This is a genomic window from Undibacterium sp. Di26W, from assembly GCF_049340265.1.
Lineage (GTDB): Bacteria > Pseudomonadota > Gammaproteobacteria > Burkholderiales > Burkholderiaceae_D > Undibacterium.
This window is the reverse complement of record NZ_JBMPOR010000016.1, coordinates 1-17,972: the sequence shown is the minus strand read 5'-3', so window position 1 is coordinate 17,972 and position 17,972 is coordinate 1. Positions and strand designations below refer to the sequence as shown.

Annotated in this window: 14 protein-coding genes; 2 read left to right on the top strand and 12 right to left on the bottom strand. The window is 52.3% G+C overall.

The genetic code is table 11. The annotated features are described in order from the left end of the window. Positions 1 to 133: 133 nt before the first annotated feature. Positions 134 to 1,591 (bottom strand): DEAD/DEAH box helicase, encoded by a 1,458-nt coding sequence (locus ACO0LM_RS17950; RefSeq protein WP_423038610.1) that lies wholly within the window; start codon positions 1,589 to 1,591, stop codon positions 134 to 136. A gap of 168 nt (positions 1,592 to 1,759) precedes the next feature. Here ACO0LM_RS17950 and ACO0LM_RS17945 point away from each other — a divergent pair, with 168 nt between their 5' ends. Next, the gene (locus ACO0LM_RS17945) at positions 1,760 to 2,194 is read left to right on the top strand and encodes a hypothetical protein (RefSeq protein ID WP_423038609.1); all 435 of its coding nucleotides are present in this window, start codon (positions 1,760 to 1,762) and stop codon (positions 2,192 to 2,194) included. Between the two features lie 7 nt (positions 2,195 to 2,201). Here ACO0LM_RS17945 and bcsZ read toward each other — a convergent pair whose 3' ends face one another. From bcsZ to ACO0LM_RS17890, 11 genes are all read right to left on the bottom strand, one after another. Next, on the bottom strand, positions 2,202 to 3,395 hold the full coding sequence (bcsZ, locus tag ACO0LM_RS17940; RefSeq protein WP_423038608.1) for a cellulose synthase complex periplasmic endoglucanase BcsZ: 1,194 nt from the start codon (positions 3,393 to 3,395) through the stop codon (positions 2,202 to 2,204). 79 nt (positions 3,396 to 3,474) lie between these two features. After that, positions 3,475 to 4,269 (bottom strand): enoyl-ACP reductase FabI, encoded by a 795-nt coding sequence (fabI, locus tag ACO0LM_RS17935; RefSeq protein WP_422988536.1) that lies wholly within the window; start codon positions 4,267 to 4,269, stop codon positions 3,475 to 3,477. Between the two features lie 366 nt (positions 4,270 to 4,635). Continuing rightward, the gene (locus tag ACO0LM_RS17930; RefSeq protein WP_423038607.1) at positions 4,636 to 5,958 is read right to left on the bottom strand and encodes a TldD/PmbA family protein; all 1,323 of its coding nucleotides are present in this window, start codon (positions 5,956 to 5,958) and stop codon (positions 4,636 to 4,638) included. Then, the gene (locus tag ACO0LM_RS17925; protein WP_423038779.1) at positions 5,958 to 7,355 is read right to left on the bottom strand and encodes a TldD/PmbA family protein; all 1,398 of its coding nucleotides are present in this window, start codon (positions 7,353 to 7,355) and stop codon (positions 5,958 to 5,960) included. Before ACO0LM_RS17925 ends, ACO0LM_RS17930 begins: the two co-directional genes overlap by 1 nt. A 382-nt stretch (positions 7,356 to 7,737) precedes the next feature. After that, positions 7,738 to 8,274 (bottom strand): NUDIX hydrolase, encoded by a 537-nt coding sequence (locus ACO0LM_RS17920; RefSeq protein WP_423038606.1) that lies wholly within the window; start codon positions 8,272 to 8,274, stop codon positions 7,738 to 7,740. A 106-nt stretch (positions 8,275 to 8,380) separates the two neighbouring features. After that, entirely contained in the window at positions 8,381 to 10,081 is a 1,701-nt protein-coding gene (locus ACO0LM_RS17915; protein WP_423038605.1) for an ABC transporter ATP-binding protein, read from the bottom strand. A gap of 9 nt (positions 10,082 to 10,090) precedes the next feature. Continuing rightward, a complete protein-coding gene (locus ACO0LM_RS17910) occupies positions 10,091 to 11,206 on the bottom strand; it encodes an ABC transporter permease (protein WP_423038604.1) in 1,116 nt (371 codons plus the stop codon). Positions 11,207 to 11,215: 9 nt separating this feature from the next. Then, a complete protein-coding gene (locus ACO0LM_RS17905) occupies positions 11,216 to 12,154 on the bottom strand; it encodes an ABC transporter permease (RefSeq protein ID WP_423038603.1) in 939 nt (312 codons plus the stop codon). Positions 12,155 to 12,193: 39 nt separating this feature from the next. Then, the gene (locus ACO0LM_RS17900; RefSeq protein WP_423038602.1) at positions 12,194 to 14,041 is read right to left on the bottom strand and encodes an ABC transporter substrate-binding protein; all 1,848 of its coding nucleotides are present in this window, start codon (positions 14,039 to 14,041) and stop codon (positions 12,194 to 12,196) included. Positions 14,042 to 14,113: 72 nt separating this feature from the next. After that, a complete protein-coding gene (locus ACO0LM_RS17895) occupies positions 14,114 to 15,898 on the bottom strand; it encodes an ABC transporter substrate-binding protein (protein ID WP_423038601.1) in 1,785 nt (594 codons plus the stop codon). A 476-nt stretch (positions 15,899 to 16,374) separates the two neighbouring features. Beyond that, entirely contained in the window at positions 16,375 to 16,752 is a 378-nt protein-coding gene (locus ACO0LM_RS17890) for a hypothetical protein (protein ID WP_423038600.1), read from the bottom strand. Positions 16,753 to 17,084: 332 nt separating this feature from the next. Between ACO0LM_RS17890 and ACO0LM_RS17885 the strand changes: the two genes are divergently transcribed. Next, positions 17,085 to 17,756 carry an energy transducer TonB gene (locus ACO0LM_RS17885; RefSeq protein WP_423038599.1) on the top strand — a complete coding sequence of 224 codons (672 nt, stop codon included), beginning with the start codon at positions 17,085 to 17,087 and terminating at the stop codon, positions 17,754 to 17,756. The last annotated feature ends 216 nt before the right edge of the window (positions 17,757 to 17,972 follow it).

The window sequence follows — 17,972 nt, the reverse complement described above, 5'->3', positions numbered from 1 at the left end:
CGGAAGCTAATCATTATACGCCGGGCGATTAAGTATAAAAAAAGCGACCACATAAGTGATCGCTTTTTTGTGATATTGCTTATGCAGCAATGTCTATGTTGCTTGCGCTATCGCAGGATAGCGCTGGTAGCCATTAGTAATCGCCGAAGGTACGACGTGTACTGCTGTCGTTGGAACGATTACCTTTGTAGCCGCCGCTGCCTTCTTTGCGTGGGCCTGCACCTGTGCCACTGGAAGAAGGCGCTGCAGGTTTGCTGAAGCTGCGCTGAGCTGGTTTGCTGTTGCCGTAACCGCCACCACCGCCTGCTTTGCGGGTGTCGCCAGGTTTCCAGCCGTTAGGCTTGCGGGCCGCAGAACGTGCAGGGGCTGCAGATTTCTTAGGCTCGAAACCTTCGATGACATTCACTGGTATCAATTGCTTGGTGAAGCGTTCGATACGTTTGACGTGCATGCCTTCAGCATGATTCACCAGGGAAATCGCCAGACCTTTACGGCCAGCACGACCAGTACGACCGATGCGGTGGACATAATCTTCCGGGAACTTAGGCAGATCGTAGTTGAATACGTGGGTAATCGCAGGAACGTCAATACCACGGGCAGCGACGTCAGTTGCTACCAGTACACGTACCTGACCGCGACGCAATGCGTCCAGTGTGCGGTTACGTGCGCCTTGGTGCATGTCGCCATGCAGGGCAGCAGCAGCAAAACCGGCGATGTTCAGACGGTCAGCGATAGTGTCTGCATCACGCTTGGTGGCAGTGAACACAACAGCCTGGTCGACGGTTGTGTCGCGCAGCAGGTGATCAAGCATGCGGTTTTTGTGGGACAGATCATCCACAAAGTGAACGCGCTGTTCGATATTTTCATGTTTGCTGGCAGAACCGGCGATCTGGATGACCAGAGGTTCGGTCGTGATGCGTTTTGCCATGTTGCCGACGACGCCATCCAGTGTTGCAGAGAACAACATGGTTTGACGGGTAGGTGGTGTGGCAGCAACGATTTTTTCGATGTCGTCGATGAAACCCATGTCCAGCATGCGGTCGGCTTCATCCAGAACCAGCATTTGCAGTTCAGAGAAATCGATCTTGCCGGATTCCATATGGTCGATCAAACGGCCAGGTGTTGCCACCAGAATTTCTGGATTGCGGGACAGCAATTGCATCTGTTTAGGATAAGGCATGCCACCCAGGATGGACACGGCCTTGATACGGCGTGAATAAGCGCTGTATTTGTCGGTTGCTGTGGTGACTTGCAAAGCCAGTTCGCGGGTTGGTGTCAACACCAGCATTTTTGGTTTTGCAGCAACAAAACGTGGTTTGTCGCCACGTGAACGCACGGACTGACGTTCCTGATTGGGGGTTTTGCTGCTGGCAGCGTCATAGCTGACAACTTCAGCAGTGATCAGTTTATGCAAGGCAGGCAACATGAAAGCGGCAGTTTTGCCGGAGCCGGTCTGGGATGAGACCATCAGGTCACGACCTTCAATCGCGGCAGGGATCGCCTGTTCTTGTACCGAAGTTGGCTTGGTATAGCCGGAATCAGTCAGAGCGCGGATGATATTGACGTGGAGACCTAGTGCTTCAAAACTCATGAATTTCTTTCGTAATTTGGGCGTCTGCAAAATGCGGCAGCTATGCCTGGACAACCAGCGATAAGGCTAGTCTGGCAGCATGTTTGCCGGAACGATTGCTTTTGTCCCAGTATAAATTAGCGCGTTGCTAAACGAACGCGCGCAACAATGCAGCGCCAACCAAACGAAATGAACACAGAAAATCCGACAAGGGACGACAATGAAATTTCGGCACAAAAGCTTTGCGCCGGTATGATGTCTATGGATTACAACCAGACATGCGAGGCGGGAGGGCTTTTACATGCACTATCCCAACAACATGGATGTGCACAGGCTTGCGATGCTACTTGTTTTGCATTGATATCACTGCTGTACAGAAATATTGCAATGCAAAAAACGAGACTATACACGATTTACAGGGAAAATGCAGCCCATTTTGTGAAATATCTGCAAAAGGTACTAAAAATTGCTACTGACAACTTTAAGAACCTGCTTACGATCTTACTGCGCGAGCGTGATCGGGGCTCATGCGCTGCTCAAAATGCTCATGTACTTAAGTACATTCCGCTTTTTGCGCTGCGTTTTTGTTACCCTTACCCCGCTGACGCTCGCTACAGATCGTAAACACGTTCTAAAACGGTCGCCAGCAAAAGTGCTGCCAATAAAAATTCACATTCCCCTGGGCATCGAAACGGAAGCGCTTGTCTTGCCAGCCAAGGGCGAACAGTGACAGCACCTGGTCATAATAGGCATCTGGTTTGATGGGCTGTGCCTGCAAGCGCAATTGCTGCTGTACCAGTGTCTTTTGCATGCCCAGCGCCTGCAGGAAAGGCAGGGTGGCAGCAGAAAATCCGCTGGAACCGGGGCCGTTGATGTCGCCGGTGAGGATGTTTATGTATTCAGGTGGATAAGCCTTGCTGTCCACCAGGTTGGCCATGGGGCGCAGTTGTTTCAGCAGCCGGGCTTTTTCACTGTCTTTATCCGCCATCATGCCGGTCCATAGATAGATGCGGATGGCGTTATAACCACCCTGGCCTTTTTCTACACCCTGGGCATCTGGCTGGAAGCCTTTCTGGCTGTCATAGATGATCCAGTCAGCGGCGTAGCCCTTGGGGGCGCTGCCAGTGATCAGGCGGATGGCAGGGGCCAGCATGCGCTTCCAGCGTTCATCACTTTCCTTGCGTTCAAACCAGCGCAATAGTGGCAGTGGCAGGTAACTGGCATTCAGTTTCCATTGGTTGCCGGGCAAATTGAAACCACTGGGGGCTGGTAGCAGCGTCAGGCCCAGGCCGGGCAGGTCTGCGGTTTCTTCATTCAGGATTCTTTGTGCCAGCAAGCTCGACAAGGCGCTGAAGCGCGGTTCTTTCCATTGTTCACCCGCCAGGCCAAGGGCATAGGCTATCCACAAATCGGCATCTGATGCCGGGTTTTTGTCGATGATGCCCCAACTATTGTCTTCACGCTGGCCCCATTGCCAGGCTGGCAGACGGGCTGTCAGGTCGCCTGCGGCGAGATTATTTTCTGTCCAGGTCAGGATGCGCTGAAAGGCGGGTCTGTCGTTGGCCGTCAGGGCAAAGAACAGCGCATAGGCCTGGCCTTCTGACGTGGTGGGTTTGCGTGTGCCACTGTGATCTATCACCCGGCCATCATCGGCGATAAAGGTTTTCTTGAAGCTGTCCCAGGCTGGCCAGGGGTCATTGCATGAAGCAGCATGAACCCTGCTGCACAACAGCAGGCAAAAGCCGAGACTGACCAGCAGCAGCCGGTAGATATAAGCGGATGTGCCGTGCAAGGTCTTGAACATCATGATGGGGGAAGAAGGCATGCCATAAGCATACTGCAATACGGGATACGGGATGCAACTGGGCGCATCCCGTATTGTCAGGAAGGGAGGATGTAGCTAATTACTTGTCGTAAGAATCTGCATTCAAACCCATGACGTGCGAGAAACCGCCGTCAACATAGGTGATCTCGCCGGTAATGCCGTTTGCCAGAGGTGACAGCAGGAAGGCAGCAGTATTGCCTACATCTTCAATGGTCACATTGCGACGCAGCGGTGCGTGTTCTGCAACGAAGCCCAGCAGCTTGCCAAAATCCTTGATGCCGCTGGCGGCCAGGGTTTTGATGGGGCCGGCCGAGATACCGTTGACGCGTATGCCTTTTTTGCCCAGGTGTTCTGCCAGATAACGCACGGATGCTTCCAGCGATGCCTTGGCCAGGCCCATGGTGTTGTAATGCGGGATGGCGCGGATGGCACCGAGGTAAGACAAAGTCAGCAGTGCAGAGTCTTCGCGCAACAGCGGCAGGGCGGCTTTTGCCATTGCCGGGAAGCTGTAAGCAGAAATATCGTGCGCAATGCGGAAGGCTTCGCGGGAAAGACCGTCAAGGAACTCTCCGGCAATGGCTTCACGCGGCGCAAAGCCGATTGCATGTACCAGGCCATCGAGCTGATCCCAGGATTTGCCCAAATCAGTAAAGACGGCTTCGATCTGTTCGTCGCTGGCGACGTCACAGTCAAAGATCAGCTTGCTGTCAAATTCAGCCGCAAAATCGGTGATCCTGTCTTTGAAACGCTCTCCTACATAGGTAAATGCCAGTTCAGCGCCTTCGCGTTTGCATGCCTGGGCAATGCCGTAAGCGATAGAACGGTTGGACAGCAAACCGGTGATCAGAATTTTTTTGCCTTGCAGAAATGCCATGTTGACTCCAGATATGACCGCAATATGCTTAAGGCTCTCCCGTCATCACGTGGTGGAAAGCCTTATTCTATTGCGCTGTGGGTTTTTGTTACTTGTTGTTTCTACACCAGGGTTCTTGCCCTCTGTGTGGAATGCGTAAATTGCAGCCTTTTCCGCAACAGGTCGGAATTGTAGTTGCTCTCATCGAAACGGGCAAATGCTAAGTTTGCCCCAAAGTGGCCGCCCATAGGAGGGGCGGTCTGCATACATCATAGTGTGTGGCAGGGAAAACGTCTGATTTTGATTGAATTAAGCCAAATATTGCCATTTTGAATAGAAGTTATGGCCTGATGATGGTACAAACTAAGGTACAAACCAGTGTGCAAATTACAGTACAAACCGCATCTCCTTCACCAGGGCACCGGGTAATACTGCACCACCGGTATGTCTTTCACCGTATGAGCGGTCATCCATGATGACTTCGGTTTCCTGTGTCAAGGCCAGCAGGTTTTCACCCAATATCTTGAACAGTGAATCATCAAAGCGCATGACATTTAGAGGTGCCTTGATTTCCCCGTTTTCTACCCAGAAGGTGGCGAAGCGCGTCATGCCGGTGATGCGGCAGGTGGCGCGGTCAGAAAAATTCAGGTACCACAGATTGGCGACGTAAATGCCGGTGCCGAGTTCTTTCAGTACGTCGGCTTTAGCCAGTTGACCTGCACGCATCACCAGTGACTGGGCTGATTCATCTTCAGCCGCCCCATTACCCGTCAGACCAAATTCCTTGGCGCTGCGTGGCGAGATCATGCTGCCGGTCAGTTTGCCGGCCTGTACCAGCGCTATCACTTCAGGCTTGATGAAGCCCTGGGCCTGGAAGGCGGGTTCCAGACCTATGCGACTGTCTTCACTGATATCCACCATGGCGTGCAGGCTGGCTTCGCCGGATTGCAGCCTGCGCAGGGAACTATGCCTGGTGCGCAAGGCTTTTTCTGATAGTCCGCCCCAGTTCAGCATCATGATCAGTTCATTGAGGGCGGTCGGGCTCAGGTAAACGCGGTAGTTGCCCGCCGGTACAGTGATTGGTGGCCGTGCCAGCAAGGCCAGGTTTTGTCGGGCGTCATCAAATGCGACAAGGAAAGCGGCTTTGTCCCAGCTCAATCCGGCGTAATTCGCCTTGACGGCCTTGTCCGCCGCATGGAACAGGCTCCAGTCGAAATTAACGTTATGGCTTTCATACCAGTTACGCTGACCCAGAGAGTTGGCAAAGCCGCGATATAGCGTGCCAGTGGTCAGCAAGCCCACCATATCGACATCGCCTGCGGTGGCCAATATCTGTTGCAGCATCTCTTCCACCGGCGGCAGGGCAGACGGCAAGATACGGGTGCTACTGTGAACGGTATCGGCAATCAGCAAATGCGGGTCGGCTGGCAGCTCAGGCAATTGGGCGCGTAAATCCTGCACCACCCGGCTGATTGTCAGGCGGTCGCCACGCAGGTCACCACTCAGGCTGAAGCTGCTGGCGGCATGGGTTTGCCCCTGTATCAACTGTATGCGTAAAGTCTGCTGCAAGACATGACCAGGCTGGCGGATAGCGCTGTGATTGAAACGTACGAAATCACTGGATTCTGCCGAAAACCAGGTGGTGCTGATTTCCGTACCTTGTAATTGCTGCTGCACCAGATCGGCCAGCGAAATAAAGTAGGCATACATCAGACTTCTCCTCCAAACACTTCCACCTGACTGAACAGGCAGGCGGGGGATGCATGGCCTACACGGATGACTTGCGACGGTTCTCCTTTGCCGCAAAAAGGCGTACCCATGACGGCCAGGGTGGCGTTATTACCCACCATTTTCAGTGAACGCCAGAAGCTTTCTGATATGCCGCGGTAATTGGGGTTCTTCACCAGTTCCTGCAATTTGCCACCGCGTATCACTTGCCCGAATTCACAGCCGAACTGGAACTTGTTGCGTGAATCATCGATAGACCAGGACACATTGGTATTCATCAGCACGCCATATTCAATGCTGGCTATCATCTCTTCCAGGGTGCTGTCGCCAGCTTCTATGTTCAGGTTGGCCATGCGGTCTATCGGTGGCCGGTTCCAGTCGCAGGCGCGGGAATTGGCGACGCCAGTCATGCCGGCACGGGCTTGCGACAGGGCGCTGCCGAGTGGTTTTTCGAGTATGCCGTTCTTGATGATCCAGGTTTTATCGGCAACGCTGCCTTCATCGTCCCAGCCAAAACTGGCAAACTGTTCGCTGCGGGTCGGGTCGTAGGTCACATTCAGCAAATCTGAACCATAGCGGAAATGCCCGAACATCTCGGGCGTGACAAAACTGGTGCCGGCAAAATTGCGTTCATCGCCAAGTATGCGGTCAAGCTCCAGCGGATGACCGATGGATTCGTGAATCTGCAACATCATCTGTTCAGGCATCAGCAGCAAATCCATGCGGCCACTGGGGCAATTTTGCGCATGCAGCAAAGCCAGTGCTTCGGCGGCCACGCGCTTGCCTGCACCGTAAAAACCAGCCTGCTGCAAGACTTCCATGCCTCCCTGGCGGCAAAATCCATTGTACTGGCCACCCAGGCTGCGGGTCTGGGTTTCTACTCCTTCATTCGCAGTCACACTCAGATTGGGGATCAGGTAATTGAAATGCTGGCGGATATCCGCACCGGCACTGCTGACAAATAATTGCTCTGTCGTGACTGTGCCGATGGATGCACTCCAGTCCACGATGAATCGGCTGATCTGGCAATCGGCTGATTCCTGCATCAGCAAGGTGATCAAATCCTTGCGGCTCCAGTGGTTGCCAGCCGGGCTTTGATAGGTGCCGACCACGGACGATTGTTTGGTCTGGCTGAAATCGGTCACGGTCTTGCCTGCACTGATGGCGGCCCATTCGGTGGCGCGGTGCAGTGCAGCACGCAAGCCGTGGCGCGACAGGTCACTGGTGGCGGCATAGCCATACCCACCCTGATGAATGACGGTCAGCATCGCGCCATAACTGCGACGGCTATGCAGGGGCTGCAAAATATTTTGCCTGACCAGCAGTTCTTCACTGCGTTCGTCAACCACACGCATGGAACAAAAATCCACCGCAGGCATCAATTCCAGAAACAAACTTTTCAAAGCATCCAATCGGGGCTCCGTCTTTTATGCAGGAGAAGGGCGGATTCCGCCATGATGTGGGCATCTTGCCAGTGTTTGTAATTTTGGTCAAAAAGATAAATGTTATGAAATGTGACCAAGATCAGAAAAAGGTTTTTTTATTTGGTAAATGATACGTGTTGATGCGGGAGGGTGGAGTCGGTTTTCACCGTAGATCAGTATGGCATAGCGCGAAGCGGTGCGCGCGGCGCACCCTACGCCATGGCAGATATTCAGGCGATTCGTAGGGTGCGCCATGCGCACCGGTTCAGGAACCAAGGAGTTATTATTGCTGAGATTGGGACCGTGTTGCGCACTGCGCTCAGGCGTGCTTCTGCTTCTATATTTTAAATACTTTCTTCGCCATGCGGCTGATCGATTTGTTATTGCTGTCGTTCGCCAGCGTTGCCAGTGGCACCCACGCAAGATCATGCGACTCATCGCTGACGCAAAAATTCAGATCATGTGCCTGAAACAGAAAACGCAAATCGTAATGGTAATGGCCAGGTTCATTTGGTCTGGCGTGGATGGCGTGTGCATCCACGTCAAACAATGCTGCTTGCAGCAATTGCAAATCCTGGATGCCGCTTTCTTCTCTTGCTTCGCGTGCGGCGGCCGCTTGTACACTGATATCTTCATCGTCCATATGTCCGCCCAGTTGCAACCAGCGATCCAGTTTCTTGTGGTGGGTGAGCAAGACTGCCTGTCCGTCTGGTGACAAGATCCATGCTGAGGCTGTCACATGGCCGGCCAGCGTCTGGCGGCTGCAGCAGTTTGCGGTATGGGTGACAAAGCTCAGGGTCTTTTGCAGGTGCCCGGCTTCGGTGGCATCCGCTGGCTGGTGGGCTAGCAGTAAGGCGATGAGCTGGTCTTGCATGGGTAGCGTGGGGATGTGTTTTTTAAGACAAGCTCTGCACTGATCAAACAGGGCAGAGCCTTGCCAACATTGACTGCATTGACTGCATTGTCAGCAATGTCGGTATTTAGTGCTGCAAGCCTTTTGGTATGGCATTCAGCAAAGTCTTGGTATATGCCTGGGTCGGGTTCAGATACAGGTCATCCGAATTCGCCAGTTCTACTACTTTGCCCTTGTTCATCACCATGACCTGGTCGGCAATGTATTTGACGACAGCCAGGTCATGCGAGATGAAGATGTAGGACAGGCCAAATTCTTCCTGTAAATCCTGCAGCAGATTCAATACCTGGGCCTGCACCGATACGTCGAGTGCCGATACCGATTCATCACAGACCAGCACTTCCGGCTTCATGGTCAGGCAGCGTGCAATGGCGATGCGCTGGCGCTGGCCACCAGAAAATTCATGCGGGTAGCGGTGGAAGGCGGCGGTAGGCAAGCCAACTTTTTCCAGTAACTGGTAAGCCATGGCAGAACGTTCGCTGTCGTTGGCACCGATGCTGTGGATGTGCATCGGTTCCATCAAAATCTGTCCCACGGTGAAGCGTGGGTTCAGCGAGGCATACGGATTCTGGAAAATGATTTGTATGCGGCGCTTATAGTGATGGAATTCCTTGTTCGACATGGCCAGGATATCCTTGCCTTCAAACAGCGCTTGACCAGTGGTAGCCTGATGCAGGCGCATCAGCGTCAGGCCAACCGTGGTTTTGCCGGAGCCTGATTCCCCCACCACACCCAGGGTCTTGCCGCGTGCCAGTTTGAAGGATACGCCTTCGACGGCCTTGAATTCTTTCTTGCCAAAGAAACCTTCACGGGAATAAAAACTTTTACCCAAATCTTTCACTTCCAGCACGATATCTTCATCGCCCTTCAAGCCACGCGGGCGCTGCCTTTGGTCGACCAGGGCGCCATTGTTGCTCATGAAATCGGCAATCACCGGCAAGCGCCAGGGGCGGGTATCCAGTGTAGGGCGGCAGTGCAGCAGGGCCTGGGTATAGGTGTCTTTCGGGCTTTCAAAGATTTGCTTTACCGTGCCGGATTCGCGGATTTCGCCATTACGCATGACGATGACATGGTCGGCAATTTCACCAACCAGTGCCAGGTCATGGGTAATGAACAGTACCGACATCTTGTGCTTGATACGCAGGGCATCGATCAGGTCGATGATCTGTTTTTGTATGGTGACATCAAGCGCGGTGGTCGGTTCATCGGCGATCAGCAACTTGGGTTCACAGGCGATTGCCATGGCGATCATCACCCTTTGCTGCTGCCCACCAGACATCTGGCTGGGGTAAGCATCGATCTTGTTTTTTGGATCGGGAATACCGACTTCTTCCAGCAATTCTATGGCACGCTTCCGCGCCTGTTTGGCATCCATACCCATGTGCAGACGCAAGACTTCGGCGATCTGGAAGCCGACCGTAAATACCGGGTTCAGCGAGGTCATGGGTTCCTGGAAAATCATGGAGATTTCCTTGCCGCACAGATCGCGTCTTTCCGCGATACTGAGTTCCAGCAGGCTGCGGCCTTCAAAAATGATTTTGCTGTCGGCAGCAATGCTGGATGTATCCGGCGGCAGCAAGCCCATCACGGCCAGCGAGCTGACCGATTTTCCACTGCCGGATTCACCCACCAGGGCGACGGTGGAATTGCGCGGGATGTCAAAGGAAATACCCTTGACGGTTTCCACACTGTCTTTTTTATTGACGCGGAAAGACACGCGCAGGTTTTCTACTTTCAGCAAAGCTTGATTCTGGTTTTCTTGGCTCATGATCTGTCCTTATTTCAGCTTGGGGTCGAGCGCATCGCGCAAGGCATCGGTGAACAATGAGAAGGCTGTCACCAGCACTGCCATCGCAGCGGTGGCGGCCACCAGTTGCCACCATTTACCCAAAATCAATTCATTCTGTGCTTCATTCAACATACTGCCCCAGGACACCACGCCAACCGGTACGCCAAAGCCCAGGAAACTCAAGATGACTTCGGATTTGATAAAACCGACCACCAGTATCGATACCTGTACCAGCGCCACATGGCTGACATTCGGGAAGATATGCACAAACATCTTGCGCCAATGCGAAGCGCCGATGGCATCTGCCGCCCATACGTATTCACGCGCCTTGTGCTTCATGTATTCGGCACGGATCAGGCGGAAAGGACCAGTCCAGCCGGTAAAGGCCAGGATCAGGATGATGGTGGTCACCCCTTTTTGCTGTAATACCGCGGCAACCGAGAGTATCAACAACAGGTAAGGGATGGACGTGAAGATGCTGTAGAACCAGTTAAAGAAATCATCGACTTTCCCACCAAAGTAACCAGCCAGTGCACCAAACATGGTACCCAGCAAAGTCGCCAGGAAAGCGGCAACCAGGCCAACCACGATGGAAGTCTCGGCACCCTTGACAGTTTTCTTGATGATGTCGTGTCCCCATTTGTCAGCGCCAAATGGCAAGGTAGTCAGGCGTTCGCCTACTACTGCTTTGCCAGATTTGGCAAGTTCAGCGCGGATTTCTGCCATTTCTTTTGCCAGCGGGTCAGGAATGCCATACTCGTTGACGACGATAGCCTGATCAGCATCAGGCTGCTTGCGCAATTCACGAATGATGTCGGCCAGCGGATCTAGCGGATTGTCAGGCGGGGGTGCTTCGACCTCAGCTTTGGTGACAGTACCCGTATCTGCGCCGACAAAGGTCGGCGGGGCATAGCTGACACCGCTTTCCTGTTCCCAGTCAGAAGCGATGACACCGGTGGCAGACAGCACCAGGGCAATTAAAAAGGCGATCACTATTCCCATTGCTATCATGGCGACCTTGTCGGCGCGCAGACGGCGCCAGGCCAGCGCCCACAGTCCGGGTGATACAGTTTGAACAGATGGATTTGTTGTAGTCGTGCTCATGAATGATCCTTATTTCAACTGTACGCGTGGATCAACCGCCTGGTACAGCAGATCGGTCAACAAATTAAAGAACATGGTGGCGGCAGCGACATACACGGTGATGGCTTTAATCACAGGAAAGTCACTGCGTTCCACTGCCAGGATCACTTCACGGCCTATGCCGGGAATGGAAAAGAAACGTTCGATCAGGAAGGCGCCGATCAGCAGGGCCGGCAGGTTCGACATGACGTGGGTGATGATGGGGATCGATGCATTGCGCAATACATGCACCCATTTCACGCGGCTTTCGGCCACGCCTTTGGCACGGGCAGTGCGCACATAATCCTGGTTCACTTCATCCAAAACAAAGGTGCGGAACAGGCGCAGATTCGGTGCCACGCCCACAGCCAGGGCAATCAGGATAGGCAGGGCAGAATATTTGAACAGGTTCTCGGCAAAATGATTGCCCCAGCCCTGTACCGGGAACATGCCCAGTTTGTAGGCGAAGAAATACTGGCCGACGATGATGTACACCAGGATACTGACCGACATGCCGACGGTACAGGCAATCATCACGGCACGGTCGGTGAACGAGCCGCGCTTGAAGGCAATCGCCAGCGCCAGTGCAATCGCGATCAGGGTTTCGATGATGGTCAGGGGGATCAGGACCGTCAGCGACGGTCCCAGGCGCGTGCCTATGATGGACGATACGGCTTCACCGGTACTCCAGCTATTGCCAAAGTTGAAGGTGGCGATCTGTTTGATGAATATCCACAGTTGTACATAATAGGGCTGGTCTATACCCAGTTGTGTGCGGATATTGGCAATCTGTTCGGCATTCGACATCTTGCCTGCCAGGATGTAGGCAGGGTCGCCACCCACCCAGTTGAACAGGAAAAACACCAGCAGGATGACACCCAGCATCGTTGGTGCCATCTGCCATAAGCGGCGCAGAATATAAGCGGTCATGTTTGTCTTTCGGTTTTCAAATTTCGGTCAGACTGCGGGTTATTTGTTTTTGTCGATGTCGATCTGCATCCACTCTATATGCATGATGGGATGTTTTTTATAGCCTGTCACGCGTGGCTGTGCCAGCATGATACGGTGACGTGCATAGCCTATGCGTTGGGCTGCATACAGTTCCATGATGCGTGTCATTTTGTGGTACAGCAGATCACGCTCTGGTCCGGCAGGCAATTTTTGCGATTGTTCATACAGCTTGTCATATTCAGGAATGGCGGCGCAGCCGTTGTTGTTCATGTGGATGTTCTTGCCATAAAACAGTTGCATGAAATTGTCGCCGTCCGGGTAGTCGGCTATCCACGGTGAAATACGCTGCATCAGCTGGCATTGTTTTTCCGCTTTCAGGATTTCGGCAAAGGGGCGGAATTCGGCGCGCATTTTAATGCCTATGCCGTCATAGGATTTTTTCCAGACTTCGGCCTGCAAATGACCGCGTGATTCAGTTTGTGCAGTGTGGACAATTTCCATAGGGCTGCCATCGGGCAGGGTGCGGTAACCGTCCTTGCCTTTTTTGTAGCCAAACTTGTCCAGCAGGGCATTGGCGGCAGCAGGATTGTATTGCACGCTGCTTTTGTAGTTCGGGTCGTGGCCGACTACGCCCGGTGGAATCGGGTATTGCAGCGGAATGGCCTGGCCATTGTCAACGATGCGGATTTCTTCTTCCACATTGTGGGCCATGGCCATGGCGCGGCGCAGGGCAATTTTTTCTTTGCTCAGACCGCCAAATACCGGGTCTTCCATATTCCAGTAATAGATCGTCAGTTCCGGGTCGACGATGCGCGACATCTGCACGCCGCGTTGGATGAGTTCGGGTTTCAATTTCGGCCCGTTCATAACTTGTGGTGCCAGGCCACCATATAGCTGAAATAAATCTATTTCGTCTTTCTGGAAGGCCAGCAGACGTGACTGGTCTTCCAGGATTATGTTGACGATCACGCGCCCAATTTGGGGCATGCGCTTGCCCTTCATGGCAGCGACGATTTTTTGGTCATTTGGGTCGGCACTGGGCTGGAAATCCCAGATATTGGTGTGGTAATCCGGATTCGCATCCAAGACCATTTTTGAACCGCGCACCCATTCTGTCAATTTGAACGCGCCAGTGCCGACTGGGTTGGCCATGACCTGGCCTTGCAGGTCCTGGTATTTTTCTATGACTTCACGGGCCACGGCAGACATGGCGGTGTACGCCAAGATCATGGGCAGGTTGAAATCCGGGCGTGTCAGGTGGATGCGCAGGGTGTATTTGTCGATAACTTCCAGACCAGGTACCTTGGCCGCATAGTCAAACTTGCCGCTCTTCTTGGCGTCGGCCACGACTTTATCCATGCCGGTGATCTTGTCTTCCAATAGCCAGACATGGGTGGAAGCAAGCTTCGGGTCCATGATGCGTTTGAAGGAATACACATAATCTTCCACCGTCAGCTCACGTTTCTTGCCGTTGAAGGCGGCGTCAGGCGTGAAGTAAATCCCCTTCTTCAGCTTGATGGTGTAGGTTTTGCCATCGGCAGAAATCTCGGGCATGCTTTCTGCTGCTTCCGGAATGATTTTCGCCGGACTGGCCAGGTAATCATAGGTAAACAGCCGCTCGAAAATCGCTTCGTTGATGGCGTTGGAATACAGGTCACGGGTAGCCGCAGGGTCAAAGCCGGTTTCAGCAACCGGGAAGATGGTGCGTAATACTTTATCCGGATCAGCAAAGTCAGGCTTGGCGGCCAGCGCCTGCAAGGGCAGGGCAGATGACATCAGGCCAGCCAGGGCCAGGCACAATGCCATGCCTGTTCTGGTCAGCGTGCGCGCGGATTTGTCGCGCTGAAACGGATGAGCTAACTTCATTGACTGATTCTCCTGCTTGGTAAAACGGTGTGGGCTAATGGCGATGACGGGCTTTTTAGAAAATGAAAAAGCTCAATGCTTTTCGACATCTATAAAGGCCCAGTCGGAATGCAATATCGGGTGTTTTTTGTAGCCGGTGATCCAGGGACGGTACAACCAGCTACGGATGCGGGATGTGTGCACAACCCAGGGCGTATCGGCCTCTACCTGGCGATTCATTTGTGCATACACTTTATTGCGTTCTTCACCCAGGGGCAGGGATACCGCTTTGCGGAACAAGGCGTCATAAGCTGGTGATTCATAGCAGGCGTGGTTGCCAGCGCCGGCTTTCGGGCCATACAGCAATTGCAGGAAGTTTTCGCCATCTGGGAAGTCGGCATTCCAGGCACCACCCCACATGTTCAATTTGCAGGCGGATGCTGCCTTCAGATTATCAGCGAAATTACTGACCGGGAACTCTATGCGCAAGCCTATTCTGTCCAGTCCACGTTTGTAGATTTCTGACTGCACTTTGAAGATGGCAGCCGGTTCCACGGTTTTTTTGAGGATGAGCGGGCTGCCGTCGGGGTTGTTTCTATATCCATCAGGGCCACGTTTGTAGCCGAAATAATCGAGCAATTTATTCGCCAGGCTGATGTCATAGGCCAGGCTGCTGCGGTAAGCCGGGTCATACCCGACCACATCTTTGGGGATGATCATCTCTGATCGTACCGCCTGCCCCAGGCGCATCTGGGCAATTTCATCTTCATAGCTGTAGGCCATGCCTATCGCGCGACGCAGGGCAATTTTTTCCTTGGTATAGCCACCAACTACCGGGTCACGCATATTGAAAATCGTGAAGACAATACCGGCATCCGTGACGCGGTCCATCTTGATGCCCTGGGCCTTCAATTCCGGTTTCAGCTCCACGCCATCCAGTGCAGCAGTCGCAGCACTTTGCGGCAGCTTGTCTATATCCAGTTGGGCATCCTGAAATGCCAGCCAGCGCGATTGTTCTTCTTCTATGATGCTGATGTCGATCTTGCCGACCTGGGGCATTTTCTTGCCCTTCATCTGTTTGACGATTTCTTCATCACGGGCGCTGCCGGTCGATTTGAAATCCCAGGTAAAGCCGCGGTATTCCGGATTGGCGGTCAACACAATTTTGCTGCGTGGCAGGTACTTCTCTATCATGTAAGGGCCAGTGCCGACCGGATGCAAGCCGGTCTGGTCGCCATAGGTTTCGATGACTTCCCTGGCAACGGCACCAAAGCCACCATAGGCAACCACGTACAGGAAGTTGTAATCGGTTGCCTTCAGTTCTATACGCAAGGTGTATTTATCGACTGCCTTCAGGCCGGTGACGGGGGCATCGTAATCAAATTTGCCCGTTTTCTTGGCTTTTGCCGCGACATCGTCCAGGCCGACTATCTTGCCTTCGATGAAACTGGCATTTGGCGAACGGTTGACCGGATCAAGTACGCGCTTGAAGGTATACACATAGTCATGTGCAGTCAGTTCGTGCTTCTTATCCTTGAATGCAGGGTCGGGGGCAAAGAAAATGCCGGGCTTGATCTTGAACACAAACACCTTGCCCTGGTCTGTGACTTCTGGCATGGCTTCGGCGGTCAGTGGCAGCAGGCGGGCAGGGCGGGCCAGGTAGTCATAGCTGAGCAGTGGTTCAAAGAGGGCTTCACAGACCCAGCCAGAATAGAAATTTTGTGTTTTCGCCATGTCGAAGCCATCATCGGCGGCTTCAAAAGCTTGCCTGACTATCTTGCTGGTATCAGCTGGATTAGCGGCTTGCAGGAATGGTGTTGCAGTCGCAGCAATCAACAGCGCAAGGGTAAAACACAAATTCTTGACCGGGTCTGGCATTTCACATACCTCTTATTCGAAGATCACATTCATTTCCAGGGAGGCAAGGGGCACTGATATATGTTTTCCAAATATCGTAATGACCACGAAACAGTCAGCACGAGCTTTGCTGTTGCACATGCAGATGTCCGAGTGTATGCGACATCACAGGTTCAGGGCAGGGCCGCGCTGCAATTGCTTTTGCTTATCCTTGGCAAAGCTTTGAAAGGTTTAAAAAGCCGTAACCATAACGTAAGTCTTCACGCTCGGGCGCATGTCACGAAAATTTTTATTTCAAGTCCGGCACCATAAATGGGCAATATCCTGACAGTAGTAGCTGTTTAAGCATGGAATACGAAAAAAACGCACCATTTTGAACTGCACTTTGTTGCTGTGCGTAATGAAAATGAAAACTGGCAACGCAACTTTAGGTAGTTTTGATCGCAAAAAACATGCCAAAAAAAATTTAATTTTGGTGCGTAACGTCGCAGGCAAATTTATCGATGGGGAGAGCAGGCTGGAAACAGGCTCGCACCATTTTTATGCTGCATAGCACAAGAAATTAGGTTTCCTATATGAGGAATTTTTTGGCAAAATGCGCCATGTTGTTTTTTTGCCCGGGGAATTAGTAAAGCGCTTGACAGTTTCTTCGCATAAGTGGTTTTATGCGCCTTCGGAAAATTTTCTGACAGGTAAATTTTCATTTCCGCGCAAAGTGAGAAAATTTTTTTCATCGCGAAAAATGCAGCAAGTGAGTAAAAAACAGGCATAATTTGCCGCGTGGTTTTGCTGATAATTATTCTAATAATAAATACTGTACCTGCCATTAGATGTTGCGTATGCAGCAAGCTTATAAGTCCATGTTGCATCGTCATAAGCTTATGTTGCATCGTTAAATAGTGTTGAATGTGCGGGTTGAATAAGTAAATGGCTTAACCGATTGATTAAGTTTTATCTATTTACTCAATAACTGGTCGGACCAGTTGAGCTTTAGTAGACGTAAAAAAAAGATTGCCGGCAAAATTAAATAAGTCAGTTTTAGGTTAAAGCGCGATTTATATTTTGGTGAGCCTGCCGCTTATGAATTTATAAGCGGTTTTAAGTCAGTATGGCGTTTTATTGACACGCAGCATTTATAATCGCTTTTTTGTTTGAGTTGTTTTGACTCGCGTCAAACAGTAGACCTTGTGGTAGTGGAGGAGCAGGAATGGATTTTTCAAATCGCCAGCAAGAGCCGGGAAAGAAATTTATCGGATTAGGGCTGGTCATATTATTTCACGTGCTGGTGGTATATGCACTGGTATCGGGCCTGGCGCGCAAGGCCATGGAAGTGGTCATCAAACCGCTGGAAACCAAGATCGTTGAAGAGGTGAAGCCACCGCCACCACCACCGGATACGCCACCACCGCCACCACCAAAACTGCTGGCACCGCCACCACCGTTCATTCCACCACCGGAAGTGCAGGTACAGCAACCCGTACAGCAACAACCGACCGTAGCTAACTTCTCTAACGTCAAGCCAGAGAACCCGGTCATGCCAAGGGGGCCTGCACCTACCGCACCGGCGGCAGAAACCAAGTCCACTGGTTCGGTAGTTGTTCCTGGTGTGATTGACTTCAACGTCGGTGGCTGCAAACCAGAATACCCGCGTGCTTCACTGCGCAATGAAGAAACCGGTATCGTCCAATTGTCCGTCCTGATCGGTGCCGATGGTTCCGTGGCAGACGTCAAGATCGACAAGTCCAGTGGCTTCCGTGGTCTCGACAATGCCGTTCGTTCCCAATTGATGTCCGGTTCCTGCAAAAACAAGCCCGGTACCGTCGATGGCAAACCGCAACAGACCTGGACCAAAGTCCAGTACGTCTGGAAGCTGGAGTAAAAAAATCAAGACCTCTCAACACAGAGGCACCGAGACACAGAGGCACCGAGACACAGAGGCAACACAGAGAAAAATCTGAAAGGGCAACAAATATTCATTCAGCCGATTCTTTGCAAAATGAAATTGTTCCTCTTGCTTTTCTCCGTGTCTCTGTGGTGAAGTAGTTTGGTCTTAAAGTTTTAAATTAAACAAACCAAGTCGTACATAAAAACAGCA

Bases quoted from the DNA above. Each gene is read 5' to 3' on its own strand.
- ACO0LM_RS17910 (WP_423038604.1), bottom strand. From the start codon at position 11,206: ATGAGCACGACTACAACAAATCCATCTGTTCAAACTGTATCACCCGGA.
- fabI (WP_422988536.1), bottom strand. From the start codon at position 4,269: ATGGCATTTCTGCAAGGCAAAAAAATTCTGATCACCGGTTTGCTGTCC.
- ACO0LM_RS17950 (WP_423038610.1), bottom strand. From the start codon at position 1,591: ATGAGTTTTGAAGCACTAGGTCTCCACGTCAATATCATCCGCGCTCTG.
- ACO0LM_RS17890 (WP_423038600.1), bottom strand. From the start codon at position 16,752: ATGACGATGCAACATGGACTTATAAGCTTGCTGCATACGCAACATCTA.
- ACO0LM_RS17885 (WP_423038599.1), top strand. From the start codon at position 17,085: ATGGATTTTTCAAATCGCCAGCAAGAGCCGGGAAAGAAATTTATCGGA.
- ACO0LM_RS17905 (WP_423038603.1), bottom strand. From the start codon at position 12,154: ATGACCGCTTATATTCTGCGCCGCTTATGGCAGATGGCACCAACGATG.
- ACO0LM_RS17945 (WP_423038609.1), top strand. From the start codon at position 1,760: ATGAACACAGAAAATCCGACAAGGGACGACAATGAAATTTCGGCACAA.
- ACO0LM_RS17915 (WP_423038605.1), bottom strand. From the start codon at position 10,081: ATGAGCCAAGAAAACCAGAATCAAGCTTTGCTGAAAGTAGAAAACCTG.
- ACO0LM_RS17920 (WP_423038606.1), bottom strand. From the start codon at position 8,274: ATGCAAGACCAGCTCATCGCCTTACTGCTAGCCCACCAGCCAGCGGAT.
- ACO0LM_RS17925 (WP_423038779.1), bottom strand. From the start codon at position 7,355: ATGCCTGCGGTGGATTTTTGTTCCATGCGTGTGGTTGACGAACGCAGT.
- ACO0LM_RS17900 (WP_423038602.1), bottom strand. From the start codon at position 14,041: ATGAAGTTAGCTCATCCGTTTCAGCGCGACAAATCCGCGCGCACGCTG.
- ACO0LM_RS17895 (WP_423038601.1), bottom strand. From the start codon at position 15,898: ATGCCAGACCCGGTCAAGAATTTGTGTTTTACCCTTGCGCTGTTGATT.
- bcsZ (WP_423038608.1), bottom strand. From the start codon at position 3,395: ATGCCTTCTTCCCCCATCATGATGTTCAAGACCTTGCACGGCACATCC.
- ACO0LM_RS17930 (WP_423038607.1), bottom strand. From the start codon at position 5,958: ATGTATGCCTACTTTATTTCGCTGGCCGATCTGGTGCAGCAGCAATTA.